16 protein-coding genes and 1 pseudogene are annotated in these 21,165 nt (G+C 59.1%); 7 read left to right on the forward strand and 10 right to left on the reverse strand.

Annotated features, from left to right (window positions below):
• Positions 1 to 216 precede the first annotated feature (216 nt).
• Both ACUTQW_RS18495 and ACUTQW_RS18500 read left to right on the forward strand, forming a co-directional pair.
• The gene (locus ACUTQW_RS18495; RefSeq protein ID WP_006323905.1) at positions 217 to 1,482 is read left to right on the forward strand and encodes a mechanosensitive ion channel family protein; all 1,266 of its coding nucleotides are present in this window, start codon (positions 217 to 219) and stop codon (positions 1,480 to 1,482) included.
• A 133-nt stretch (positions 1,483 to 1,615) separates the two neighbouring features.
• Complete coding sequence (locus ACUTQW_RS18500) at positions 1,616 to 1,879, forward strand: hypothetical protein (RefSeq protein ID WP_006323904.1); 264 nt, start codon at positions 1,616 to 1,618, stop codon at positions 1,877 to 1,879.
• A 33-nt stretch (positions 1,880 to 1,912) separates the two neighbouring features.
• Here ACUTQW_RS18500 and proY read toward each other — a convergent pair whose 3' ends face one another.
• The 6 genes from proY to phoB form a co-directional block, all read right to left on the reverse strand.
• Entirely contained in the window at positions 1,913 to 3,319 is a 1,407-nt protein-coding gene (gene proY, locus ACUTQW_RS18505) for a proline-specific permease ProY (RefSeq protein ID WP_020438538.1), read from the reverse strand.
• A 71-nt stretch (positions 3,320 to 3,390) separates the two neighbouring features.
• Positions 3,391 to 4,710 carry a branched-chain amino acid transport system II carrier protein gene (brnQ, locus tag ACUTQW_RS18510; protein WP_006323899.1) on the reverse strand — a complete coding sequence of 440 codons (1,320 nt, stop codon included), beginning with the start codon at positions 4,708 to 4,710 and terminating at the stop codon, positions 3,391 to 3,393.
• Positions 4,711 to 5,158: 448 nt separating this feature from the next.
• Positions 5,159 to 6,265: a cobalamin-independent methionine synthase II family protein gene (locus ACUTQW_RS18515; protein WP_037432250.1), complete on the reverse strand. Its 1,107-nt coding sequence runs from the start codon at positions 6,263 to 6,265 to the stop codon at positions 5,159 to 5,161.
• Positions 6,266 to 6,478: 213 nt separating this feature from the next.
• Complete coding sequence (locus ACUTQW_RS18520; protein WP_020438537.1) at positions 6,479 to 7,417, reverse strand: PstS family phosphate ABC transporter substrate-binding protein; 939 nt, start codon at positions 7,415 to 7,417, stop codon at positions 6,479 to 6,481.
• A gap of 16 nt (positions 7,418 to 7,433) precedes the next feature.
• Positions 7,434 to 8,750, reverse strand: a complete 1,317-nt coding sequence (gene phoR, locus ACUTQW_RS18525) for a phosphate regulon sensor histidine kinase PhoR (RefSeq protein WP_004949223.1) — start codon at positions 8,748 to 8,750, stop codon at positions 7,434 to 7,436.
• A gap of 24 nt (positions 8,751 to 8,774) precedes the next feature.
• The gene (gene phoB, locus ACUTQW_RS18530; protein ID WP_004949222.1) at positions 8,775 to 9,464 is read right to left on the reverse strand and encodes a phosphate response regulator transcription factor PhoB; all 690 of its coding nucleotides are present in this window, start codon (positions 9,462 to 9,464) and stop codon (positions 8,775 to 8,777) included.
• Between the two features lie 223 nt (positions 9,465 to 9,687).
• On the opposite strand from phoB, the gene sbcD reads away from it, so the two are divergent.
• Together sbcD and sbcC are read left to right on the forward strand one after the other, a co-directional pair.
• On the forward strand, positions 9,688 to 10,920 hold the full coding sequence (gene sbcD / locus ACUTQW_RS18535; RefSeq protein WP_037432248.1) for an exonuclease subunit SbcD: 1,233 nt from the start codon (positions 9,688 to 9,690) through the stop codon (positions 10,918 to 10,920).
• Complete coding sequence (sbcC, locus tag ACUTQW_RS18540; RefSeq protein WP_020438536.1) at positions 10,917 to 14,171, forward strand: exonuclease subunit SbcC; 3,255 nt, start codon at positions 10,917 to 10,919, stop codon at positions 14,169 to 14,171. The genes sbcD and sbcC overlap by 4 nt, the downstream gene beginning before the upstream one ends.
• Here the strand turns inward: sbcC and ACUTQW_RS18545 are convergent.
• Positions 14,168 to 14,476 (reverse strand): annotated as a pseudogene (locus ACUTQW_RS18545) (helix-turn-helix transcriptional regulator); the annotation flags it as partial. The gene sbcC and the pseudogene ACUTQW_RS18545 overlap by 4 nt on opposite strands.
• A 423-nt stretch (positions 14,477 to 14,899) precedes the next feature.
• Between ACUTQW_RS18545 and eat the strand changes: the two are divergent.
• Positions 14,900 to 16,267: an ethanolamine permease gene (gene eat, locus ACUTQW_RS18550; protein ID WP_004949215.1), complete on the forward strand. Its 1,368-nt coding sequence runs from the start codon at positions 14,900 to 14,902 to the stop codon at positions 16,265 to 16,267.
• A gap of 272 nt (positions 16,268 to 16,539) precedes the next feature.
• A complete protein-coding gene (licT, locus tag ACUTQW_RS18555; protein WP_004949213.1) occupies positions 16,540 to 17,382 on the forward strand; it encodes a BglG family transcription antiterminator LicT in 843 nt (280 codons plus the stop codon).
• Between the two features lie 99 nt (positions 17,383 to 17,481).
• Here the strand turns inward: licT and mak are convergent, their stop codons facing one another.
• Complete coding sequence (gene mak, locus ACUTQW_RS18560; RefSeq protein WP_006323893.1) at positions 17,482 to 18,390, reverse strand: fructokinase; 909 nt, start codon at positions 18,388 to 18,390, stop codon at positions 17,482 to 17,484.
• A 192-nt stretch (positions 18,391 to 18,582) separates the two neighbouring features.
• Between mak and ACUTQW_RS18565 the strand changes: the two genes are divergently transcribed.
• Positions 18,583 to 19,317, forward strand: a complete 735-nt coding sequence (locus ACUTQW_RS18565) for a response regulator (protein ID WP_037432247.1) — start codon at positions 18,583 to 18,585, stop codon at positions 19,315 to 19,317.
• Here ACUTQW_RS18565 and ACUTQW_RS18570 read toward each other — a convergent pair.
• Both ACUTQW_RS18570 and ACUTQW_RS18575 read right to left on the reverse strand, forming a co-directional pair.
• Positions 19,292 to 20,305 carry a carbohydrate kinase family protein gene (locus ACUTQW_RS18570; protein WP_037432245.1) on the reverse strand — a complete coding sequence of 338 codons (1,014 nt, stop codon included), beginning with the start codon at positions 20,303 to 20,305 and terminating at the stop codon, positions 19,292 to 19,294. The genes ACUTQW_RS18565 and ACUTQW_RS18570 overlap by 26 nt on opposite strands.
• On the reverse strand, positions 20,305 to 21,165 hold the full coding sequence (locus ACUTQW_RS18575) for a ketose 1,6-bisphosphate aldolase (RefSeq protein ID WP_006323891.1): 861 nt from the start codon (positions 21,163 to 21,165) through the stop codon (positions 20,305 to 20,307). Before ACUTQW_RS18575 ends, ACUTQW_RS18570 begins: the two co-directional genes overlap by 1 nt.

Consider the following 21,165-nt stretch of genomic DNA (forward strand, 5'->3'; position numbering starts at 1 on the left):
GACGTTATTCAATGCCACGAACAATGCCACGTTGAGTGCAAGTCCCCCTCCTCTTTGGCCACTAAACTCGGGGAGGAGCCGGGGGGTGGAGATAGGCAGCCGACGGCAACCCTATGTAAAAAAGGGTAAACAGCCGCACATTATGGCCTGCAGCCATTAGGCTAACGTCTTTTGAGTGTATTGGATATTTTTTGCGCATTTTTTAAAGGAGCGATAATGCAACAACAGATAACACTGTGGCTGGAGAAATTCGGGCTGGAATTCAGCGGGGTGATGTCTCTGCTGATGGTGCTCGGGCTGATCGTCCTGATTTCGGTGGCCATTCATCTGGTGCTGCACCGCGTGGTGCTGGCGACGATCCAGCGCCGCGGCCAGCAGTCGCAGCGCGTATGGCAACAAGCGCTCACCCAGTACAAGCTGTTTCAGCGCATGGCGCTGTTGCTGCAAGGGGTCATCATCAATCTGCAAGCGGTGTTGTGGCTGCACGCCGGCGGCGAGACGCAGGCATTCATCGTCACCGCCGCACAGGTCTGGATCATGGCCTTTGCCCTGCTGTCGCTGTTTTCGCTGCTGGATACGCTATTGGCGGTGCTGCGCCAAAGCCCACTGTCGAATCAGCTGCCGCTGCGCGGCATTTTCCAGGGGCTGAAACTGGTAGCCGCCATTCTGATCGGCATCATGATCGTTTCATTGCTGATGGGCAAATCGCCATTGCTGCTGCTCAGCGGCCTGGGTGCGATGACCGCGGTGCTGATGCTGGTGTTCAAGGATCCCATCCTCGGGCTGGTGGCCGGCATTCAGCTTTCCGCCAACGATATGCTGAAAATCGGCGACTGGCTGGAGATGCCGAAATACGGCGCGGACGGCGCGGTCATCGACATCGGCCTGACCACGGTAAAAGTCCGTAACTGGGACAACACCGTCACCACCATTCCCACCTATGCGCTGATCTCAGATTCCTTCAAGAATTGGCGCTCAATGTCGGAATCCGGCGGACGACGCATCAAGCGTAGCATCAATATCGACACCACCAGCGTGCATTTTCTGTCCCCGGAAGAGCAACAGCGCCTGAATCGCAATCCGCTGTTGCAGCGTTATCTGAACGATAAAACGCAAGAACTGAGTCACTATAATCAGCAGAGTGCCGTGGATCTCAGCTCACCGCTCAACGGCCGTCGCCTGACCAATCTCGGCACGCTGCGCGCCTACCTGGTGGCTTACCTGCGCGCTCACCCCAATATTCATCAGAGCATGACGCTGATGGTGCGCCAAATGGCACCGACGCCGGAGGGCTTGCCGCTGGAGATTTACGCCTTCACCAATACCACGGTATGGGCGGAATACGAGAGCATTCAGGCCGATATCTTTGATCATATTCTGGCGGTGATTAGCGAGTTCGATCTGCGCGTGCATCAAATGCCCACCGGCAACGACATGCGTAGCATGCTGAGCCAAATGCGAGCGGCGGCGGACATTTCCTGACGCAGGCTGACATAATTATGTCTGCTGGTAATAATTCCCTGCCGATTGCCAGCAGATGTCTCCAGACGCTTTTCTTCTGCGATTAAAACGGCGTTAATGCTTTTTCCCCTACTGCACAGAAGAAGAGATGCCTTTGCTGAAATCGTTAAAACACCGGTTGTTTACTCTGCTGGCCACCCTGATGTTTATCGGCTGCCTGCATAGCGCCTCGCTGGATGAAAGCCTCATGAGCCGCACGCTGCAACCCTCGCTAAGTGCCCTCAGCAGCAGCATGCAGGATATCCGCGAAGTGCTGGCGCGCTGCGCCGGCGAGGGCAAAGAAGAACGACTGTGCGACAGTAGTTTGCGCGTTGAAGCACGCGCCTCGGGTGACGATGAAACGGAAGATAAAAGATAAAAAAACACCGGCTCATGGCCGGTGTTTTCATTTTCAATCCTGCTGTGGCGCCAACACCGCCCGCTTTTTCTGACGGCTGACCTTGAAGTAGTAACCCGCCAGCAGCACCGCAACCCATACCAGGCCGGCGTACAACGAAACGCGGGTGGTTGGGAAATAGCCAATCAGGCCAATGATGAACGCCAGGAAGATAATCGCAATCACCGAGGTGAACACGCCGCCGCGCAGCGGGAACGCCAGCTTTTTCACCTGCTCTTTGCTCAGACTGCGGCGGAAGGCAATCTGCGAGCACAGGATCATGATCCACACCCACACGGTGGCAAAGGTCGCCAGCGAGGCAATCACCAGGAACACGTTTTCCGGCATGATGTAGTTGAGGTAAACAGCCAACAGCAACGCCAGCATCATCACCAACACCGTAACCCACGGAATGCCGCGCTTCGACACCTTGCTGAACATCTTCGGCGCATGACCCTGCTCGGCCATCCCGTGCAGCATGCGGCCGACGCCGAACACATCGCTGTTAATCGCCGACAGCGACGCGGTGATCACCACAAAGTTGAGGATGCCCGCAGCCACGGTAATCCCCATGTGCTGGAAGGTCAGCACAAACGGGCTGCCGTTGGTGCCCACCTGATTCCACGGATAAATCGACATGATGACGAACAGCGTACCGACGTAGAACACCAGGATGCGCCACGGCACCGAATTGATGGCCTTGGGAATCGACGTTTTCGGGTCCTTGGCTTCACCGGCGGTGATACCGATGATCTCGATGCCGCCATAGGCGAACATCACCAGTTGCAGCGACAGGATCATGCCGATAAAACCATTGCTGAAGAAGCCACCGTTGGACCACAGGTTATGGATACCTGTCGGTTGCCCGCCGTTGCCGATCCCCCAAATGATGATGCCGATACCGGCGGCAATCATGATGATGATGGTGGCAACTTTGAAGAACGAGAACCAAAACTCCAGCTCGCCGAACACCTTCACGCTCATCAGGTTGATGGCGCCAATCACCAGCACCACGCTCAGCACCCAAATCCAGTGCGGCACCTCGGGGAACCAGACGCCCATATAAATGCCGAACGCGGTCACATCGGCGATGGCGACGATCAGAATTTCAAAACAGTAGGTCCAGCCGGTGATATACCCGGCCATCGGGCCAAGGTAGTCCTGCGCATAACGAGAGAACGAGCTGGCCTGCGGGTTGTTGACCGACATCTCGCCCAAAGCGCGCATGATGATAAAAGCGACGACGCCGCCAATCAGGTATGCCAGCAAAACGCTCGGGCCGGCCATTTTAATGGCGTCCGCCGAACCGTAGAACAGGCCGGTGCCGATGGCCGAGCCGAGAGCCATAAAGCGGATATGACGCGTGCTGAGACCGCGCTTCAGCTTATTGGCCGCAGGGGCGGAGGGTGACTGTTGTTGCATGAAAATAACCCGTGTTTTTTAAACGTAAAAAGGCCACGGACAAGTCCGTGGCCCAAAATTCAGCCGGGGGATTATGGGTGCGCGGTCACTTCAGAACGCGTACAAACCCGGTCATAAATCGCGACCAACACCAGCATCAGCAGAGAAGGCGACAGCCATGCCAACCCCTGCGCAGCCAATGGCAGGTGATTGGTCCACTCCGGCAACAGGTGCTGGAAGGTGGACGCTTTCACCGCGTCAAGGATACCAAACAACAGGCTGACCAGCATCACCGGCGCTATGATGCGCGTCGCGCTGTTCCACCAGCGCAGGGTGAAGCTCAATACCACCAGCACGATACACGGCGGGTAAATCGCGGTCAGCACCGGGATAGAGATCTGGATCAGATGGCTCAGGCCCAGATTGGAAACCACCATCGAGAACAGGCCCAGAATAAAGACCAGCGTTTTATAAGAGAACGGCAGGTACTGAGCAAAGAACTCGGCGCAGGCACAGGTCAGGCCTACCGCAGTCACCATACAGGCGATGAAGATCAGCGCCGCCAGGAAGAAGCTGCCCAACCCACCGAAGGTGTTTTGCACATAAGCGTGCAGGATCACCGCGCCGTTGGTCGCGTCCGGCACCAACACGCCACTGCCGGAACCCAGCTTGAACAGGCTCAGGTAAACCAGCGTCAGGCCCACACCGGCGATCAGGCCGGCCAAAATGGTGTAACGCGTCAGCAGGCCGGCATCTTTCACGCCGCGGGAACGCGCAGCGTTAACGATGACGATGCCGAACACCAGCGCGCCCAGCGTATCCATGGTCAGATAGCCGTTGACGAAGCCGGAAGAGAAAGGAACGTGCTGATAAATTTCGGTAGCCGGAATAGGCGTGCCCGCCGGCCAAACCAACGCCGCAATGCCGAGTGCGCCGAGCGCAACGATTTTCAGCGGAGCCAGCACGTGGCCCACGGTATCGAGCAAGCGGCCCGGATACAGTGAAATGCCGATTACCAGCGCGAAATACACCAGGCTGTAGATAAACAGCGGCATGGCGCCATCGCCGGTCAGCGGTGCAATACCCACTTCAAAGGACACGGTCGCGGTACGCGGGGTGGCGAACAGCGGGCCAACCGCCAGGTAGCAGACCGTCGCCAGCAGCAAACCGGCGCTGCGGCCAATCGGCGTGCTAAGGGCGTCAATACCGCCGCCAACGCGTGCCAGAGCGATAACGGTTATCACCGGCAAACCGACTGCGGTAATCAGGAAGCCGATTGCTGCGGTCCAGACGTGCTCACCGGATTGTAAACCGACCATCGGCGGGAAAATGATGTTCCCGGCACCGACAAATAAGGCAAAGGTCATAAAACCCAGCGCAATAATATCTTTTGACGTTAAACGATGACTCATACGATGTCGTGTTGCCTGTTCAAATGAAAAAAAGTACCCGATATCGTGGTGGCGTAATGCCCCCACCCGGTTGCCGGCTTGCCCTTTCATCGTGAGACCAACAAGAGCAGAAAACGCGTAACGTCCGGCGTTTTGTCCTTATTCGAAATTGACCACTCATGATGATGGACAGAGTTTTAGGAGTTATAAATGGAGGTTTAGTCCGACAACGGGGGGTAAGTTAAACGTTTATAGCGTTGAAAGGCAAGTCGCGTGACAAAAACCAGAGCTATCGACCAGATAATCTTTTGTCACCAGTCGATCATATTGGCTATCAATAAATATACACTACATGATTTGTATCATTTTTGAGCGTCCCATTCACAAACCGTGAAACATCCGGCTTGAGACCGCGCGAAAACGCCAATAAACGATCGGTTTTCGCGTGGTCTGAACGGGATCTGCGCGCTTACCAAACCTCTCGGGCAATATTCACCACGCTTTGCAGCTTATTCCACTGCTGCTGTTCGCTCAGGCTATTGCCCTCTTCGGTCGAGGCAAACCCGCACTGGGTGCTGAGGCACAACTGGCGGCGATCGACAAACTGCGCGGCCTCCTCGAGACGCTGTTTCACCTGCTCCGGGTTCTCCAGCTCGCCGTTTTTGGTGGTGATCAGGCCGAGCACCACCTGCTGTTTACCGGGTTTGATAAAACGCAGCGGCTCAAAGCCCCCGGAGCGCTCGTTGTCGTATTCCAGGAAGAAAGCGTCGATATTCACCTGGCCGAACAGGATTTCCGCCACCGGCTCGTAACCGCCTTCGGAGATCCAGGTAGAGCGGAAATTACCGCGACACACGTGCAAGCCGATGGTCAGATCGTCCGGTTTGCCGGCGATCACCGCATTCAGCACGTCGGCGTAGATCTTGGCCAGACGATCCGGATCCTCACCGCGCTCGCGGATCTGCCGTCGTTGATCGTCCGAGCACAGATAAGCCCAGACGGTGTCATCCAGTTGCAGATAGCGGCAGCCTGCATCATAAAACGCCTTGATCGCATCGCGGTAGGTCTGCGCCAGATCGTCAAAATAGACATTCAGATCCGGGTAAACCTGGCTGTCGATGGCCTTGCGCCCGCCGCGAAAGTGCAGCACGCTCGGGCTGGGAATGGTCATTTTCGGCACCGCATCGCCGGCCGTCGCCTTCAGGAAACGAAAATCCGCCAGCATCGGGTGCTGGGGGTTAAAGCCCACTTTACCGACCACCTTGATGCTGCGTGCGCGGGTTTGCACGCCGTTGAACTGGATCCCCTGCTCCGCATCATAACCTTCCACGCCGTCCAGTCCTTCCAGGAAGTCAAAGTGCCACCACGCACGGCGGAATTCGCCGTCCGTCACCACCGCCAAACCGAGGTCTTTCTGTTTTGCCACCGCCAAACGGATCTGCTCGTCTTCAACCGCGCGCAACCGGGCGGCATCGATTTCGCCTTGCTGGAACTGCTGGCGAGCGGTTTTCAGCGCCGCAGGGCGCAACAGGCTGCCGACAACGTCAGCGTGAAAGGCGTGGTTGCAATCGCACATATTTATGACTCCCGGTGACAGGCAAAGGATCGGGCCTCTTTGCTTCAATGATTGACAGTGTGAACTATTACGCCGAGTCACTTTGGACATCCAGACGTCCAAAAAAACCATTGGGGAGCATCCTGTCACGCCGCTTGTCGGGCGGCAATAGAATAATTTTCATTGGTGTTGAGAGAAATTCACGTTGGGCGCCACTCGGCGCCCGTTGGAGGATTACTTCAGGCCCAGCGCCAGCCGGGTTTTACGCAGCGTATCGGGTGGCAGCGGCAGGTAACCGTCATGATTAACCAGCTTTTGCCCGGCATCGGACAGCACGCGATCGAGAAAAGCGGCGGTCAGCGGCTCCAGCGGTTGGTTGGGGGCCTTGTTGATGTAAATATACAGATAGCGCGACAGCGGATAGCTGCCGTTGCGCACGTTGGTATCATTGGGGACAACATAGTTTTCACCCGACTCCGCCAGCGGCAGCAGACGCACGCCACTGGCGCGAAAACCGATGCTGGCGTAGCCAATGCTGTTCAGCGAGCCGGCCACCGCCTGCACCACCGAGGCCGAACCGGGCAGCTCATTGACCCGCGGCATAAAATCGCCGCCGCACAGGGCGCGCAGTTTGAAATAGCCGTAAGTGCCGGAGGCGGAGTTACGCCCGAAACGTTGGAGGTCGCGCTGTTGCCAACTGCCGGTCAACCCCAATTCGCCCCAACGCATCAGCGGCCGGCTTTCGCCGCAGCGCCGGGTAGCGGAGAAAATGCGGTCGAGCTGCTGCAGGTTCAGGCCACGCAACGGGTTGTCCTGATGCACCAGCACCACCAGCGCATCCACCGCTACCGGCACGGCCAGCGGCGCATAACCATAACGGTGTTCGAACGCCGACACTTCCGCCGCCTTCATCGGCCTGCTCATTGGCCCAAGCTGCGCTGCGCCCGCCGCCAGTGCGGTAGGCGCGGTTGAAGAACCGGCGGCCTGGATCTGCAAATTGACGTTAGGGTAGTGCTGACTGAAGTCCTGCGCCCACAGCGCCATCAGATTCGCCAGCGTATCGGAGCCGACGCTCGACAGGTTGCCGGACAGCATACCGTCCGGCTGCGCCAGTGCGCCGCGGCTCGCCAGCAGCGCCAGGCACAGCAACAACCATCGGGTAATTCGGATCATGCCAGCCTCTCGCGCGTTAATTTTTCACCGCATTCTCTGATAAAGCTGCAGGAACAATCAACCGGTTAGGCAAGGTAAAGATGAAACGGGTGCCGATCCCCTGCTCGCTGAGGATCTCCAACCGCGCATCGTGGTGGCTGAGCGCATGCTTGACGATCGCCAGCCCCAGCCCGCTGCCGCCGGTCTGGCGTGAACGGGCTTTATCGACGCGGTAGAAACGCTCGGTCAGGCGCGGGATATGTTCGGCGGCGATGCCCGGCCCGTTGTCGCTGACCTGGAATTGCGCGCCGTTTGGCGTCTGTTGCCAGCTCACCTCAATATGGGTGCCTTTCGGCGTGTGATTGACGGCGTTATACACCAGATTCGACACCGCGCTGCGCAGTTGGTCATCGTTGCCGAACACCTTGAGCTGCTCGTTCACCCGGAAGGTAATCTCATGGTTGTCGCCGCTCAGCGACTGCGCCTCACGCTGCAACACCCGCAGCATCAGCGGAATATCGACCCGCTCGTTCATATCGACGTTAGGTGCCGCCTCAATGCGCGACAGCGTCAGCAGCTGTTTGACCAGCCCGTCCATACGCCGGGTCTGTTCCTGCATGGTGCCCAGCGCCTTGCCGCGCAACGAGCCGTCCAGCTCCTCGTCGCTCATCATCTCCAGGTAGCCCTGCAATACCGTCAGCGGGGTACGCAACTCATGGCTGACGTTGGCGAAGAAGTTGCGGCGCGCGCCTTCAAGCTGGCGCATTTGGGTGACGTCGCGCGCCACCATCAACAGTTGCCCTTCCGAATAGGGCATCACGCGGAACTCGACATAGTGCTCGTTATTGAGTTGCAGCGTCAGTGGCCGCGTGAATTCCTGCTGTTGCAGATAGTGGCTGAACTCTGGGTAACGCAACAGGTTAAGGATGTGCTGGCCGTTGTCTTCCGGCCAGCGGAATCCCAGCAGATGCTGCGCCAACCCGTTGCACCAGAAGATATTGCCTTCGACGGTGGTCATCACCACCGCATCGGGCAGCGATTCCGCGCCGCTGCGAAAACGTTTGATCAACAACGCCAGTTCACGGCGACGTCGACGGTTGCGCTGTTGCATCTGGTAGAGGCCGTAAAACAGCGGCTCCCAGCTCCAGCGCCCAGGCGGCGGCGTCATGCTGCGATCGACCCACAGCCAGTGGGAAAGTTTGAGTTGGTTGTAGAAATTCCAGACCAGCGCCGCCAGCACGGCGGCCAGCAGCAGCCAGGGCAGATAGCCGAAAATCAGCCCCAGCAGTAAGGCAGGTAAACAGAAAAGAGCCAGCTCCAGGGCCAGCCTCTTCCAGGAAAGGCGTTCTAGCACAGCATATTCTCCAGCGCGACGCGATCAGTAACGCGTTGAGAATCGGTAGCCGGTGCCCCGAACGGTTTGAACCATTTTGTCATGACCAGTGGTCTCTAACGCCTTGCGGAGCCGGCGGATATGCACGTCAACGGTGCGGTCTTCCACATAAACGTTAGTGCCCCAGACGTGATTAAGCAACTGTTCACGGCTATAAACACGTTCCGGATGGGTCATAAAGAAATGCAGCAGTTTGAACTCGGTCGGCCCCATATCCAGCGCCTGCTCATTAGCCATTACGCGATGTGAGGAAGGGTCCAGGCTCAGCCCCTGCATTTCAATCACTTCTTCCACCGCCATCGGTGAAATGCGGCGCATTACCGCCTTGATGCGCGCCACCAGTTCCTTCGGCGAGAACGGCTTGGTAATGTAATCGTCCGCACCCACTTCCAGGCCGCGCACCCGGTCTTCTTCTTCACCGCGTGCGGTCAGCATCATCACCGGAATATCGCGGGTCAGCGCTTCACGCTTCATGTGTTTGATAAACTGGATACCGGAACCGCCGGGTAACATCCAGTCGAGCAACACCAAATCAGGGAACGGCTCAGACAGGCGCGTCACGGCGCTGTCATAATCCTCGGCTTCCAACGGTTGGTAACCATTCTGTTCCAACACAAAGCACACCATCTCACGGATCGGCGCTTCGTCTTCCACCACCAGTATGCGTCTTGCCATCGTCAATCCTGCCAATGTGTTAGCGATCACAGTTGATTGCGGGCGCCATTATGCGTCAGTTTTGTGACACTTTTATGAAAAAACCAGCCTGTTATAGCCAGTAAGCATAGCGATTATTTCCAGCTTCAAAGAAAAATCATTCAGTTGTCATAATCATTGCGTCACGACAGGAGAGTCTGCCCCCTTTATAATCCCCCCATTAGTTTATCGCCCCGGGAGTGTCATGCGCCTGATCCACACCTCTGACTGGCATCTTGGCCAGTACTTTTTCACCAAAAGCCGTGCCGCCGAGCACCAGGCTTTTTTACGCTGGCTGATCGAGCAAATCGAACAGCAACGGGTGGATGCGCTGATCGTCGCCGGGGATCTGTTCGACACCGGGTCGCCGCCGAGTTACGCCCGCGAGCTGTATAACCGCTTCGTGGTGGAGCTGCAGCGTACCGGCTGCCAACTGGTGGTGCTGGGAGGTAACCATGACTCCGTGGCAACCCTGAATGAATCGCGTGAATTGCTTTCTTGCCTGAATACAACGGTGATCGCCAACGCCCAGAGCGACATCGGGCAGCAGATCCTGGTGCTTAACCAACGCGACGGCCAACCGGGTGCGGTGTTGTGCGCCATCCCGTTCCTGCGCCCGCGCGATCTGACGACCAGCCGCGCCGGCGAATCGGGCGCGCAAAAGCAGCAGGCGTTGCAAGAGGCGATCGCGGAACACTATCAACAGCTCTACCAAGCGGCCTGCGCACGCCGCGATGAACTGGGGCTAACCTTGCCGATTGTCGCCACCGGCCACCTGACCACCGTGGGGGTTACCACCTCCGATTCGGTGCGCGATATTTACATCGGCACGCTGGATGCCTTCCCGGCGCAGGCGTTTCCGCCGGCCGACTACATTGCGTTGGGGCATATTCACCGGGCGCAGAACGTCGCCAAATCCGAGCATATCCGCTACAGCGGTTCGCCTATCCCGCTCAGTTTCGATGAGCTGGGCAAACCCAAGAGCGTGTTTATGGTGGATTTCGTCGAAGGCGCCCTGCAACAGGTCACCGCACTGGATATCCCCAGCTTCCAGCCAATGCAACTGATCAAGGGCGATTTGGCGCAGATCGAGCAACAATTGCGGCAGTTCGCCGATTATCAAGGTGAACTGCCGGTATGGCTGGATATCGAAGTGGCCACGCAAGATTACCTCAGCGACATTCAGCGCCGTATTCAACTGCTGGCGGATCAACTGCCGGTGGAGGTGGTATTGCTGCGCCGCAGTAAAGAACAGCGCCGCCAGGCCCTCGAACAGCAGGACAAGGAAACGCTCAACGAACTGAGCGTCGATGAGGTCTTCGAGCGGCGGCTGGCGCAGGAGACGGAAATCACTGAGCCTCGCCAGCAGCGGATGCGCCAAATGTTCCATCAGGTGGTCGAGGCCGTACGGCACAACGACGAGGAGCCGACCCAATGAAAATCCTGAGCCTGCGGCTGAAGAACCTCAATTCATTGCAGGGCGAGTGGAAGATCGATTTCACCGCTGAGCCTTTTGCCAGCAATGGGCTGTTCGCCATCACCGGGCCAACCGGCGCGGGCAAAACCACCCTGCTGGATGCCATCTGCCTGGCGCTGTACCACCAGACACCGCGCCTTAACGTGACACCGAGCCAAAACGAACTGATGACGCGCCACACCGCCGAATCGTTGGCGGAGGTCGAATTTGAGGTCAAAGGCGTCGGCTACCGCGCCTTCTGGAGCCAACGCCGCGCCAAAAATGCGCCGGACGGCAATCTGCAAGCGCCAAAGGTGGAACTGGCGCTGCGTGAAGACGGTAAAATCCTGGCGGATAAAGTCCGCGACAAGCTGGATCTGACCGCCGCGATCACCGGGCTGGATTTCGGCCGCTTCACCAAATCGATGATGCTGTCCCAGGGGCAGTTCGCCGCCTTCCTCAATGCCGATGCCAATGACCGGGCCGAACTGCTGGAAGAGCTGACCGGCACCGAGATCTACGGCCAACTTTCCGAACGGGTTTTCGAGCAGCACAAACAGGCCAAAGCCGATCTGGACGCCTTGCATCAACGCGCCAGCGGCATTGAGCTGCTGAATGACGAACAGCGTCAGCAATTGGAGAGCCAATTAGCTGAGCTGAGCGCGCAGGAAACCGCCCTCAGCGGGCAGACCCGGCAACAGCAACAGGCGCTGAACTGGCTGCAACAGTGGCAGCGAACGCAGCACCAGCAGCAGGAATACCAACGCCAGTTGAACATCGTGCAACAGGAGCAGGCTGCGGCCAAACCGCAGTTGCAACAGTTGGCGCGCAGCGAACCGGCGGAGAAACTGCGGCCGCTGCATAACGACCGTCACCGCTGCCGCAGTGAGCAGCAGGCGCTGCAACAGCAGATCGCCCAAATGGCGCAGCAGCAGGAGCATCAGCTTGCGCAGATGGCGCCATTGCAGCAGGCCGTGGAAAAAGCGCGCGCCGAGCAGCAGGCGCAGGCCGAGCGCCAGCAGATCCAGCAGCGGCTGATCGACGAGCAGATCGTCCCGCTCGACCACCAGATTGCTCAGCTGCAAAAAACGCAGACGGAATTGCAGCAGGCGTGCGACAACGCCGCCCGGCAGTGCCATCAGCAGACAACGGATCTGGAGCAGTTAAACGTTCAACGCAGCCAATTGACCGCACAGACCGGGCAACATCAGGAGAAGCTTAACGGTCTTAACGCGGCGTTGATGGCGCAGCAACAGCAGCAAAATGCGCTGGAAGCGCAGTCACCGCTGGCGGCGCTGCGCCGGCGTCAGGCCGAGTTGGCCGAGCTGCGCCCGGCACGCCAGCAGCTGTTCACCCTTTCCTCGCTGTTCCGCCAGACCAGCGAGCGGCTTGAACAACAGCGCAAAGAGTTTACCGCCCGTCAGGCGCAGCTTGGCGAACATGAGCAACAGCTGGAAGAAACGCGGCGGCACTACAAGCAGCAAAAAGCGCATCAGTTAGACGTGGAAAAAGCCCTTGAGCTGGAAAAGCGCATCGTCAGTCTTGAAGCCGAGCGCGCACTGCTGCAAAGCGGCGAGCCCTGCCCGTTATGCGGTTCCGCCAGCCATCCGGCCATTGAGCAATATCAGGCGGTAAAACCGTCCGAGACGGCATTGCGCCTGGCGGAAATGCGCGTCAAAACCGAGGCGCTGTACACCCAAGGCACCGAACTGCGCACCCGTTGCGAAAGCCTGAAGGAACAGCAACAGCGCCAACAACAGCAAATAGCGCAGGACGAGCAGCAACTCGCCGCCCAGCGCCAACAGTGGCAAACCCTCAGCGCGCCGCTGGCGTTTGATTTCGATCTGCAAGATGCCGAGCGCCTGAGCCAGTGGCTGAACGCCTGCGACAGCGAAGAACGCCAGGGCCAGCAAGGGCTGGCGCAGCACGAGCAGGCAGCACAGACGGTACAACAGGCGAAAGATGCCCTGGCCGAGCTCCAGGCGCAGCAACAACAAGCACAACAGCAACAAGCGCTGCTGGACGAGCGCTTCACCCTGCTGGAAAAAAACCACGCCGACGCGCAGTTGCAACAGCAGCGCTTGCAACAACAGTGGCAAGAGGGCGAGAAAACCCTGAGCGAACACCGCGCGCAGCGGCTGGCGCTGTTTGGCGAACAACAGATTCCGCAGGTGCGCGAACAGCTGCGTGCCCAACTGGCCGCCTGCGAGCAGGCCAGCCATCAGGCGGTGGAACAATGGCAGAAAGCTCAGGAACAGCGCGATCGCCTGGCCGGCCAGCTTGCCGGCCTGCAACAACAGCAGCAACGGCAGAGCGAGAGGCTGCAACAGGCGGAACAAACCTGGCTGGAAGCACTGGCCGCCAGCGAATTCAGCGACGAAGCCGCCTTCAGCGCCGCGCTGTTGGATGACGCACAGCGCCGGCAATTGCAGCAGCATAAAGAACGGTTGCACCAGCGGCAGGTGGAGGCCAGCGCCCTGCTGGCACAAGCGGTTCATACGCTGGAACAACAGCGGCAACAGCGCCCGGAAGGGCTGGATGAAACCCAGGCCGACGCGCCAGCCCTGAGCCAGAGCCTGGAGGCGTTGGCGCAGCAATTGAAAACCTTGCAACTGCGTCAGGGCGAAGTGCGCAACCAATTGGAAAGCGACGCCGCACGCCGTCTCAATCAGCAATCGCTGTTTGAGCAAATCAGCCAGAGCCAGCAGCAGTACGACGACTGGAGCTACCTCAACCAGCTGATCGGCTCCAAAGAAGGCGATAAGTTCCGCAAATTTGCCCAGGGGCTGACGCTGGATCACCTGGTACACCTGGCCAATAACCAGTTGGGGCGGCTACACGGGCGCTACCTGTTGCAACGCAAAACCAGCGACGCGCTGGAACTGCAGGTGGTGGATACCTGGCAGGCGGACGCGCTGCGTGACACCCGCACCCTGTCCGGCGGCGAAAGTTTCCTGGTCAGCCTGGCATTGGCGCTGGCGTTGTCTGACCTGGTCAGCCACAAGACCAGCATCGACTCGCTGTTTCTCGACGAAGGCTTCGGCACGCTGGATGCGGAAACCCTGGATACCGCGCTGGACGCCCTCGACAGCCTGAATGCCTCCGGTAAAACCATCGGCGTGATCAGCCATGTCGAAGCGATGAAAGAACGCATTCCGGTGCAGATTAAGGTGAAAAAGGTCAACGGACTGGGTATCAGCCGGCTGGAGCCGCAGTTTCGGCTGGAAAGTTAGGCCGGCAGTTGCCGCCACTGGCGTGGACTGATGCCAAACCAGCGGCGAAAAGCGCGTGAAAACGCGCTGACGTCGGAATACCCCAGCAGCAGCGCCAACTCGGCAATCGGCAGGTGGCGCTGCTGCAAATAATGAGTCGCCAGCTCGCAGCGCACCTTGTCCACCAACGCGGTAAAGGTCGCCCCCTGTTCACGCAGGCGGCGCTGCAACGAACCGGCGGACAGGCCCATTTTCTCGGCGATGATTTCCAGCACCGGTTCTCCGCTCAGCAGCGCTTGGCGCACCTGGGCGCGGGTACGGTCCACCAGCGTCAGTTCGGCATTGCGCCTTTGACACAAAATCACGCCGTGCTCCACCGAATAGTCGAAACGATAGCCTTCCCTCTTGTTCTCCCGCCGCGTCAGACCGGCTTCCAACTGAGTGCATGCTTCCGGCTGGCAGGAAAGCGCTGTCGGCATGATGTATTCCACTGTGGTTGTAACGGTGCAGGGAGGTAAGCAACTTCCGTACCAGCTTGCCGGTCCGCCTCCCGCCGCCGCATCGGTCAAAAAATCACCAATAAAGCACAGTTTCGTCGCCACGCTGCCCACTTTTGGTGCGCGCTCAGGCGGCCCTTAAGCCACGCCCCCGTGCTGGCAGAGAGGCGTCGTCATGGCATAAAACCTGCAGCGTTGTGAGTGGATACCTTCTTTATCAGCGCAGGCGGTTTTTTCGATCGGGAGAGCAACATGACAATGCAACTTAAACCTACCCTGGGCACCCTGCATCTTTGGGGCATTGCCGTCGGGCTGGTGATTTCCGGGGAATATTTTGGCTGGAGCTACGGCTGGGGCGTGGCGGGGACGCTAGGTTTCCTGATCACCACCCTGATGGTGGCGACCATGTACGGCTGTTTTATCTTCAGTTTTACCGAGCTGACCACCGCCATCCCTCACGCAGGCGGGCCTTTCGCCTACAGCCGCCGCGCCTTTGGCGAAACCGGCGGCCTGATCGCCGGGCTGGCGACGCTGGTGGAGTTCGTGTTCGCACCGCCGGCGATTGCCATGGCGATCGGGGCTTATCTCAACGTGCAATATCCGGCGCTTGACCCCAAGTGGGCGGCGGTGGGCGCCTACGCCATTTTTATGACGCTGAATATCCTCGGCGTTAAGCTGGCGGCGCTGTTCGAGCTTTGCGTCACCGTGCTGGCGGTCTTTGAGCTGCTGGTATTTATGGGCGTAGTGGCGCCGGGCTTTAGCTTCAGCAACTTCGTGCTCAACGGCTGGGCGGGCAGCGATCATTTCGGCAGCGCGGCGCTGTCCGGTATCTTCGCCGCCATTCCGTTCGCGATCTGGTTTTTCCTGGCCATCGAGGGCGCGGCAATGGCGGCGGAAGAAGCCAAGGATCCGAAACGCACCATTCCGCGTGCCTACATCTCCGGCATTCTGACGCTGGTGGTATTGGCGCTGGGCGTGATGCTGCTGGCCGGCGGCGCAGGCGACTGGAGTAAACTGTCGAACATCAACGATCCGTTGCCGCAGGCGATGAAAATGGTGGTAGGCGAAAACTCCGGCTGGATGCACATGCTGGTGTGGATTGGCCTGTTTGGATTGGTGGCCAGCTTCCACGGCATTATTCTCGGCTATTCGCGCCAGTTCTTCGCGCTGGCGCGCGCCGGTTACCTGCCGACCTCGCTGGCGAAACTGTCGCGCTTCCAGACGCCGCACCGGGCGATCCTGGCCGGCGGCGTGATCGGCATCGCCGCGATCTTCAGCGACAGCTGGATCAACCTTCAGGGCATGAGCCTCACCGCCGCCATGATCACCATGGCCGTATTCGGTGCCATCGTGATGTACCTGATGAGCATGCTCAGCCTGTTCAAATTGCGCCGCATTGCGCCGGAGCTGGAGCGCAGCTTCCTGGCGCCGGGGTACCCGCTGGTACCGGCCATCGCGTTGGTGCTGGCGCTGGTATGCCTGATCGCCATGCTGTGGTTTAACCCGGTGATCGGCGGGGTATTTATCGCCCTGATGGCCTGCGGTTATCTCTATTTCCTGCTGACCAAAACCCAGCGCCGAAATGCGCCGCAGGACCTGATGTTGTCCGGCAGCGACTGAGAAGTGTGACCACAGCGGCACTCCCTGGTAAAAAGCGTTGAGCCGCCGCTGACAAGGGTTATGATGCTGCTGATAACAGGATTGCTACTGTATACCTAAGAATTTCAAGCTGCAGCCTTGCCCGGTGACTCAGACTCCAGGCGTAGCATGCAGCTCCCCTGCCAAACCAGGGGAGAAGAGATATCCGAATACAGGCAAAACCTGACGCAGGGGATCGCTCCCGTGCGTCAGGTTTTTTCGTTTTCAGCGCGCTGAAACAGCAGGGAACAACCATGAAAATCGCAAAAATACTTAATAATAACGCGGTGATTACCTTGGACGACCGTCAGGAAGAAACGGTAGTGATGGGTCGCGGCATAGGGTTTAAAAAGAAAGCCGGCGATCTGCTGGACGAAAGTCTGATCGAGAAGATCTTCACCCCCAACGGCGGCGAGATGGGCGAACGCTACAAAGAGCTGCTGGCGGAGATCCCGCTAGCCTGCGTGACCACCGCCGACAAAATCATCACCCTTGCCCGCCAGCGCCTGCCGGGCAAGCTGCACAACATCGTCTATATCACGCTGACCGACCACATTCACTTTGCACTGCAACGCCACGACCAGGGGCTGGACATCAAAAACGTGCTGCTGTGGGAAATCAAAAAGCTTTATCCGGCCGAATTTGCCGTCGGACTGGAAGCGCTGGATCTTATCACCCAGCGGCTGGGCACCGCCCTGCCGGAGGACGAAGCCGGGTTTATCGCCCTGCACCTGGTCAACGCCCAGTTGAACGACGAAATGCACAACACCCTGCACATCACCCGCGTGATGCAGGAGATCCTTAACATCGTCAAATACCATTTCCGCTTCGATTACAACGAAGAAGCGCTGAGTTACCACCGTTTTGTCACTCACCTGAAATTCTTCGCTCAGCGCCTGCTGGGGAAAAACTACGTCGACAGCGACGATGATTCGCTCTACCAGGTGGTGAAAGAGAAATACCGCGAGTCATTCGCCTGCGCCGGCAAAATCAATCAGCACATCGAAAAACATTACCAACACCAGCTAACCAGCGAAGAGATGATGTTTTTGACCATTCATATCGAGCGGGTGCGCAGCGAGAGCGAGGTGAAATAGGATCAGCGTCAGCATGCGATCGCAAGGATCGTCGTGGTGCGGCAATTGCCCACTGCGGATGGATTAAAGCGCGAACAGGCTCGCGCTTTTTTGCAAGGGTTACCCTTGCGGCCACAACCAGGCCGCGCCGCGCACGCCGCTGGAATCGCCGTGGATCGCTTTGCGTATTGGCGTTTCGCATTCGCCGCCGAAGACCCAGGATTTCACCAGTTGCGGCACGTGCTGATACAAGCGATCCACATTGCTCATGCCGCCGCCCAACACCACCACGTCCGGATCGAATATATTGATCACATGCGCCAGCGATTTCGCCAGCCGCAGTTCATAGCGGCCGATGGCCCGCTCCGCCAGGGCATCACCTTGCGCCGCCAGGGTCATGATCTCATGGCCTTTCAGCGGGTTGCCGCTCAGGCGCGCATAGTCGGTTGCAAAACCGGTGCCCGAGATAAAGGTCTCGATGCAGCCTTGCTTGCCGCAGTAACAAGGCACCTCGGTGCGAAAACGCAGTTCGTCGTCATCCATCCAGGGCAAGGGGTTATGCCCCCATTCGCCGGAAATACCGTTGCCGCCGGAATGCGCCTGCCCGTTAATCGCCACGCCTGCGCCGCAGCCGGTGCCGATAATCACCGCAAACACGGTTTTCTGACCGGCCGCCGCGCCATCGGTGGCTTCCGAGACCGCCAAACAGTTGGCGTCGTTGGCGATGCGCACTTCACGCGCCAACATCGTCGACAGGTCCTTATCCATGGGCTGGCCGTTGAGCCAGACCGAGTTGGCGTTTTTCATCAGCCCGGTATAAGGCGACAGCGTACCGGGAATGCCGACGCCGACAGAACCCTGCTGCCCGGTCTTTTCTTCCGCCAGCTTCACCAGGCCGGTGATTGCATCCAGCGTTTGCTGATAGTCATGACGCGGCGTAGCGATACGATGACGGAACAGCTCATGCCCGTCGTTGGCCAACGCGATCACTTCAATTTTGGTGCCACCCAGATCGATACCAATGCGCACGATTTTTTCTCCTCAATGCACAACAACATTGCTACAGACTACTGTAACCGGCATGCCGGATCATCCCCTTGCCGCCGAATGTGACGGCGATGGCAATTTCCGCATCAGACACCCTGCCGGCTGCCGCTTATTAATTAGCCATCAGGTACACTGTTTTTAAACAGTTCCACATAATAAATCCGGAGAGCAGCGATGAAACCTGCCGTACTGATCGTCGATGACGACCCCGCTATCTGTGACGTGCTCTGCGACGTACTCAATGAACACGTATTTACCGTTCATGCCTGCCACCGGGGTAGCGAAGCGCTTGCCTTACTCAACCAGCAGCCGGACATTGCTCTGGTGCTGCTCGACCTGATCCTGCCGGATACCAACGGCCTGCTGGTACTGCAACAGATCCACCGCCTGCGCCCGGATTTGCCGGTGGTGATGCTGACCGGCCTCGGTTCCGAGTCTGACGTGGTTGTCGGCCTGGAAATGGGCGCCGACGATTACATCGCCAAACCCTTCAACCCACGCGTAGTCGTGGCCCGCGCCAAAGCGGTGCTGCGGCGTACCGGCGCGCTCGAGCCGGTTGCGGTTGGCCAGGGCAAGCCCGAAGGCTGGCAGTTCAACGGCTGGTGTCTGGACGCCGCCCGCTGCACCTTGCACAATCCGCAGCGACAACCTGTCGATCTGACTCAGGGCGAATATGGCCTGCTGCTGGCGCTGGTGCAGCATGCGCGCAAAGTGCTGACCCGCGACCGCCTGCTGGAGTTGACCCACAGCGAAACGCTGGAGGTCTTCGATCGCACCATCGACGTGCTGATCATGCGGCTAAGGCGCAAGATCGAGATCAATCCGCATCAACCCGAACTGATCCGCACCATTCGCGGTCTGGGCTATGTGTTCGCCGCCGACGTCAGTCAACCGGTGGCTGCCGCCTGATATAAGCCTGCAGTTCCGATAACGGCCGTGCGCCGTCGATAGCATTGGCGCACAGCAGATTGAAACGCGCGCAGGCGTGCGCCAGTTGCAATGTCTCCACCAAAGGCCAGTCTTCATGGCTGGCGTACAACACCCCGGCACAAAACGCATCCCCGGCGCCGACGCTACCGACAATCTCGCCTTCGCTCAGGCACCATGAGGGCTGCCAGCGCGCATCACCGCCGTTTTCCAGCCCGTACGCCCCTTCCGGGCAGTGGATCACCACCCGTCGCCGCACGCCAGCCTGCAACAGCTGCTGCGCGGCCTGCGCCATCAAATGCGGCTGCAAAGCGCCGTTGGCCGATCGCAGCGCCAACCCGGTAAACTCCCCGGCCTCCAGCTCGTTGATCACCAGATAATCCAGCCAGCGCAGCGCCGGCAAGACCAGCGGCCGGTAGCGCGGATCGCCCTGACGCGACACCAGATCCAGCGACGTCCGGTAACCGCGCTGCTGCATCTGCGCCAGCAGCCGCGCGCTGCGGGTGCCGAACGCCTCATCCGGGCGATCCAGGCTGTCGAGCAGCAGCAGATAACCGAGATGGAAAATTTTGTGTTCGCTGTAGAGCCCGTCGAAAGCGTCCAGATCCAGCAGCCGATTGGCGCCCGGCGCATGGAAGAAGGTTCGCTGCCCACCCGGTTCGGTCATCACCTGCGACATGGAGGTCATCGCCCCTTCGCAGCGCTGCACCCAACTGCCATCCACCCGGTGTTGCGCCAGCATCTGCATGATGTAATCGCCGTCCGCGTCGCAGCCGATCAGCCCGATTGCCGCCAGCGGCAGCCCGGTTTCCATCCGCGCCAGCGTCAGCAGCACGTTAAGCGGCGCGCCGCCGGTGGCGCGCTGGCTGCGTTCAATCTCAACCAACCAGCCCGGCTGCGGCCAGTGAGCGATGTGATGTACGTGATCCACCAGCATATTGCCGGCCGAGACAATGCCATGCCGGGTCATTACAACCGCCCGGCGCTGCCGAAAATATGCATCTGTTGCTGCACCACTTCGCTAATCGACTGCTCCACCGCCAGCAGTACTTCGGCGAACTCATCGTAAATTGCGTGGCGCTGCGTCATCCGCTGCTCGATCGCGCCCAGCGCCGCCTGAGACATACCGGTGTAGAAATTGATCTTGTGAATGCCCAAGCCAATCGCCCGCTTGAAATCCGCGTCGCTGATACCGGAACCGCCGTGCAATACCAGCGGAATGCCGGCCTGCTGCTGGATCGCCGCCAACCGGTCGAAATCGAGCTTCGGCTCGCCCTTGTATTTACCGTGCGCATTGCCAATCGCCACCGCCAGCGCATCGATGCCGGTCAACCCGACAAACTCGCGCGCCCGCTGCGGATCGGTGAATTTATTGCTGTCGGCCTCGCCGTACAGCGCGCCGCCCTCGTCGCCGCCGACCGCGCCCAGCTCAGCCTCGACCGAAACGCCGGCCGCGTGGCACATGCGCACCACTTCCTGCGTCTGGCGCACGTTCTCTTCATAGCTCAGGCCGGAGCCGTCGAACATCACCGAACTGAACCCCAGGCGCAACGCCTGTACCACCGCCTCGAAATGCAAACCGTGATCCAGATTCAGCACCACCGGAATAGCGTGCTGCGCCGCTTCGCTTTTAATCGCCGCCACCAGCGACTCCAGCGAGACGTACTTAAAGTGCACTTCGGCAATATTGATAATAAAAGGCGATCGCGCCGCCTCCGCTGCGGCAAACAGCGCACGCAGGAAGTGGCTGTCGAGCACGTTGAACGCGCCAAGCGCATAGCCGTGCCGACGAGCGTGCGCCAATCCCTGCGCCAGTGAAATCAGTGCCAT

The organism is Serratia sp. TSA_7 (genome assembly GCF_052692135.1).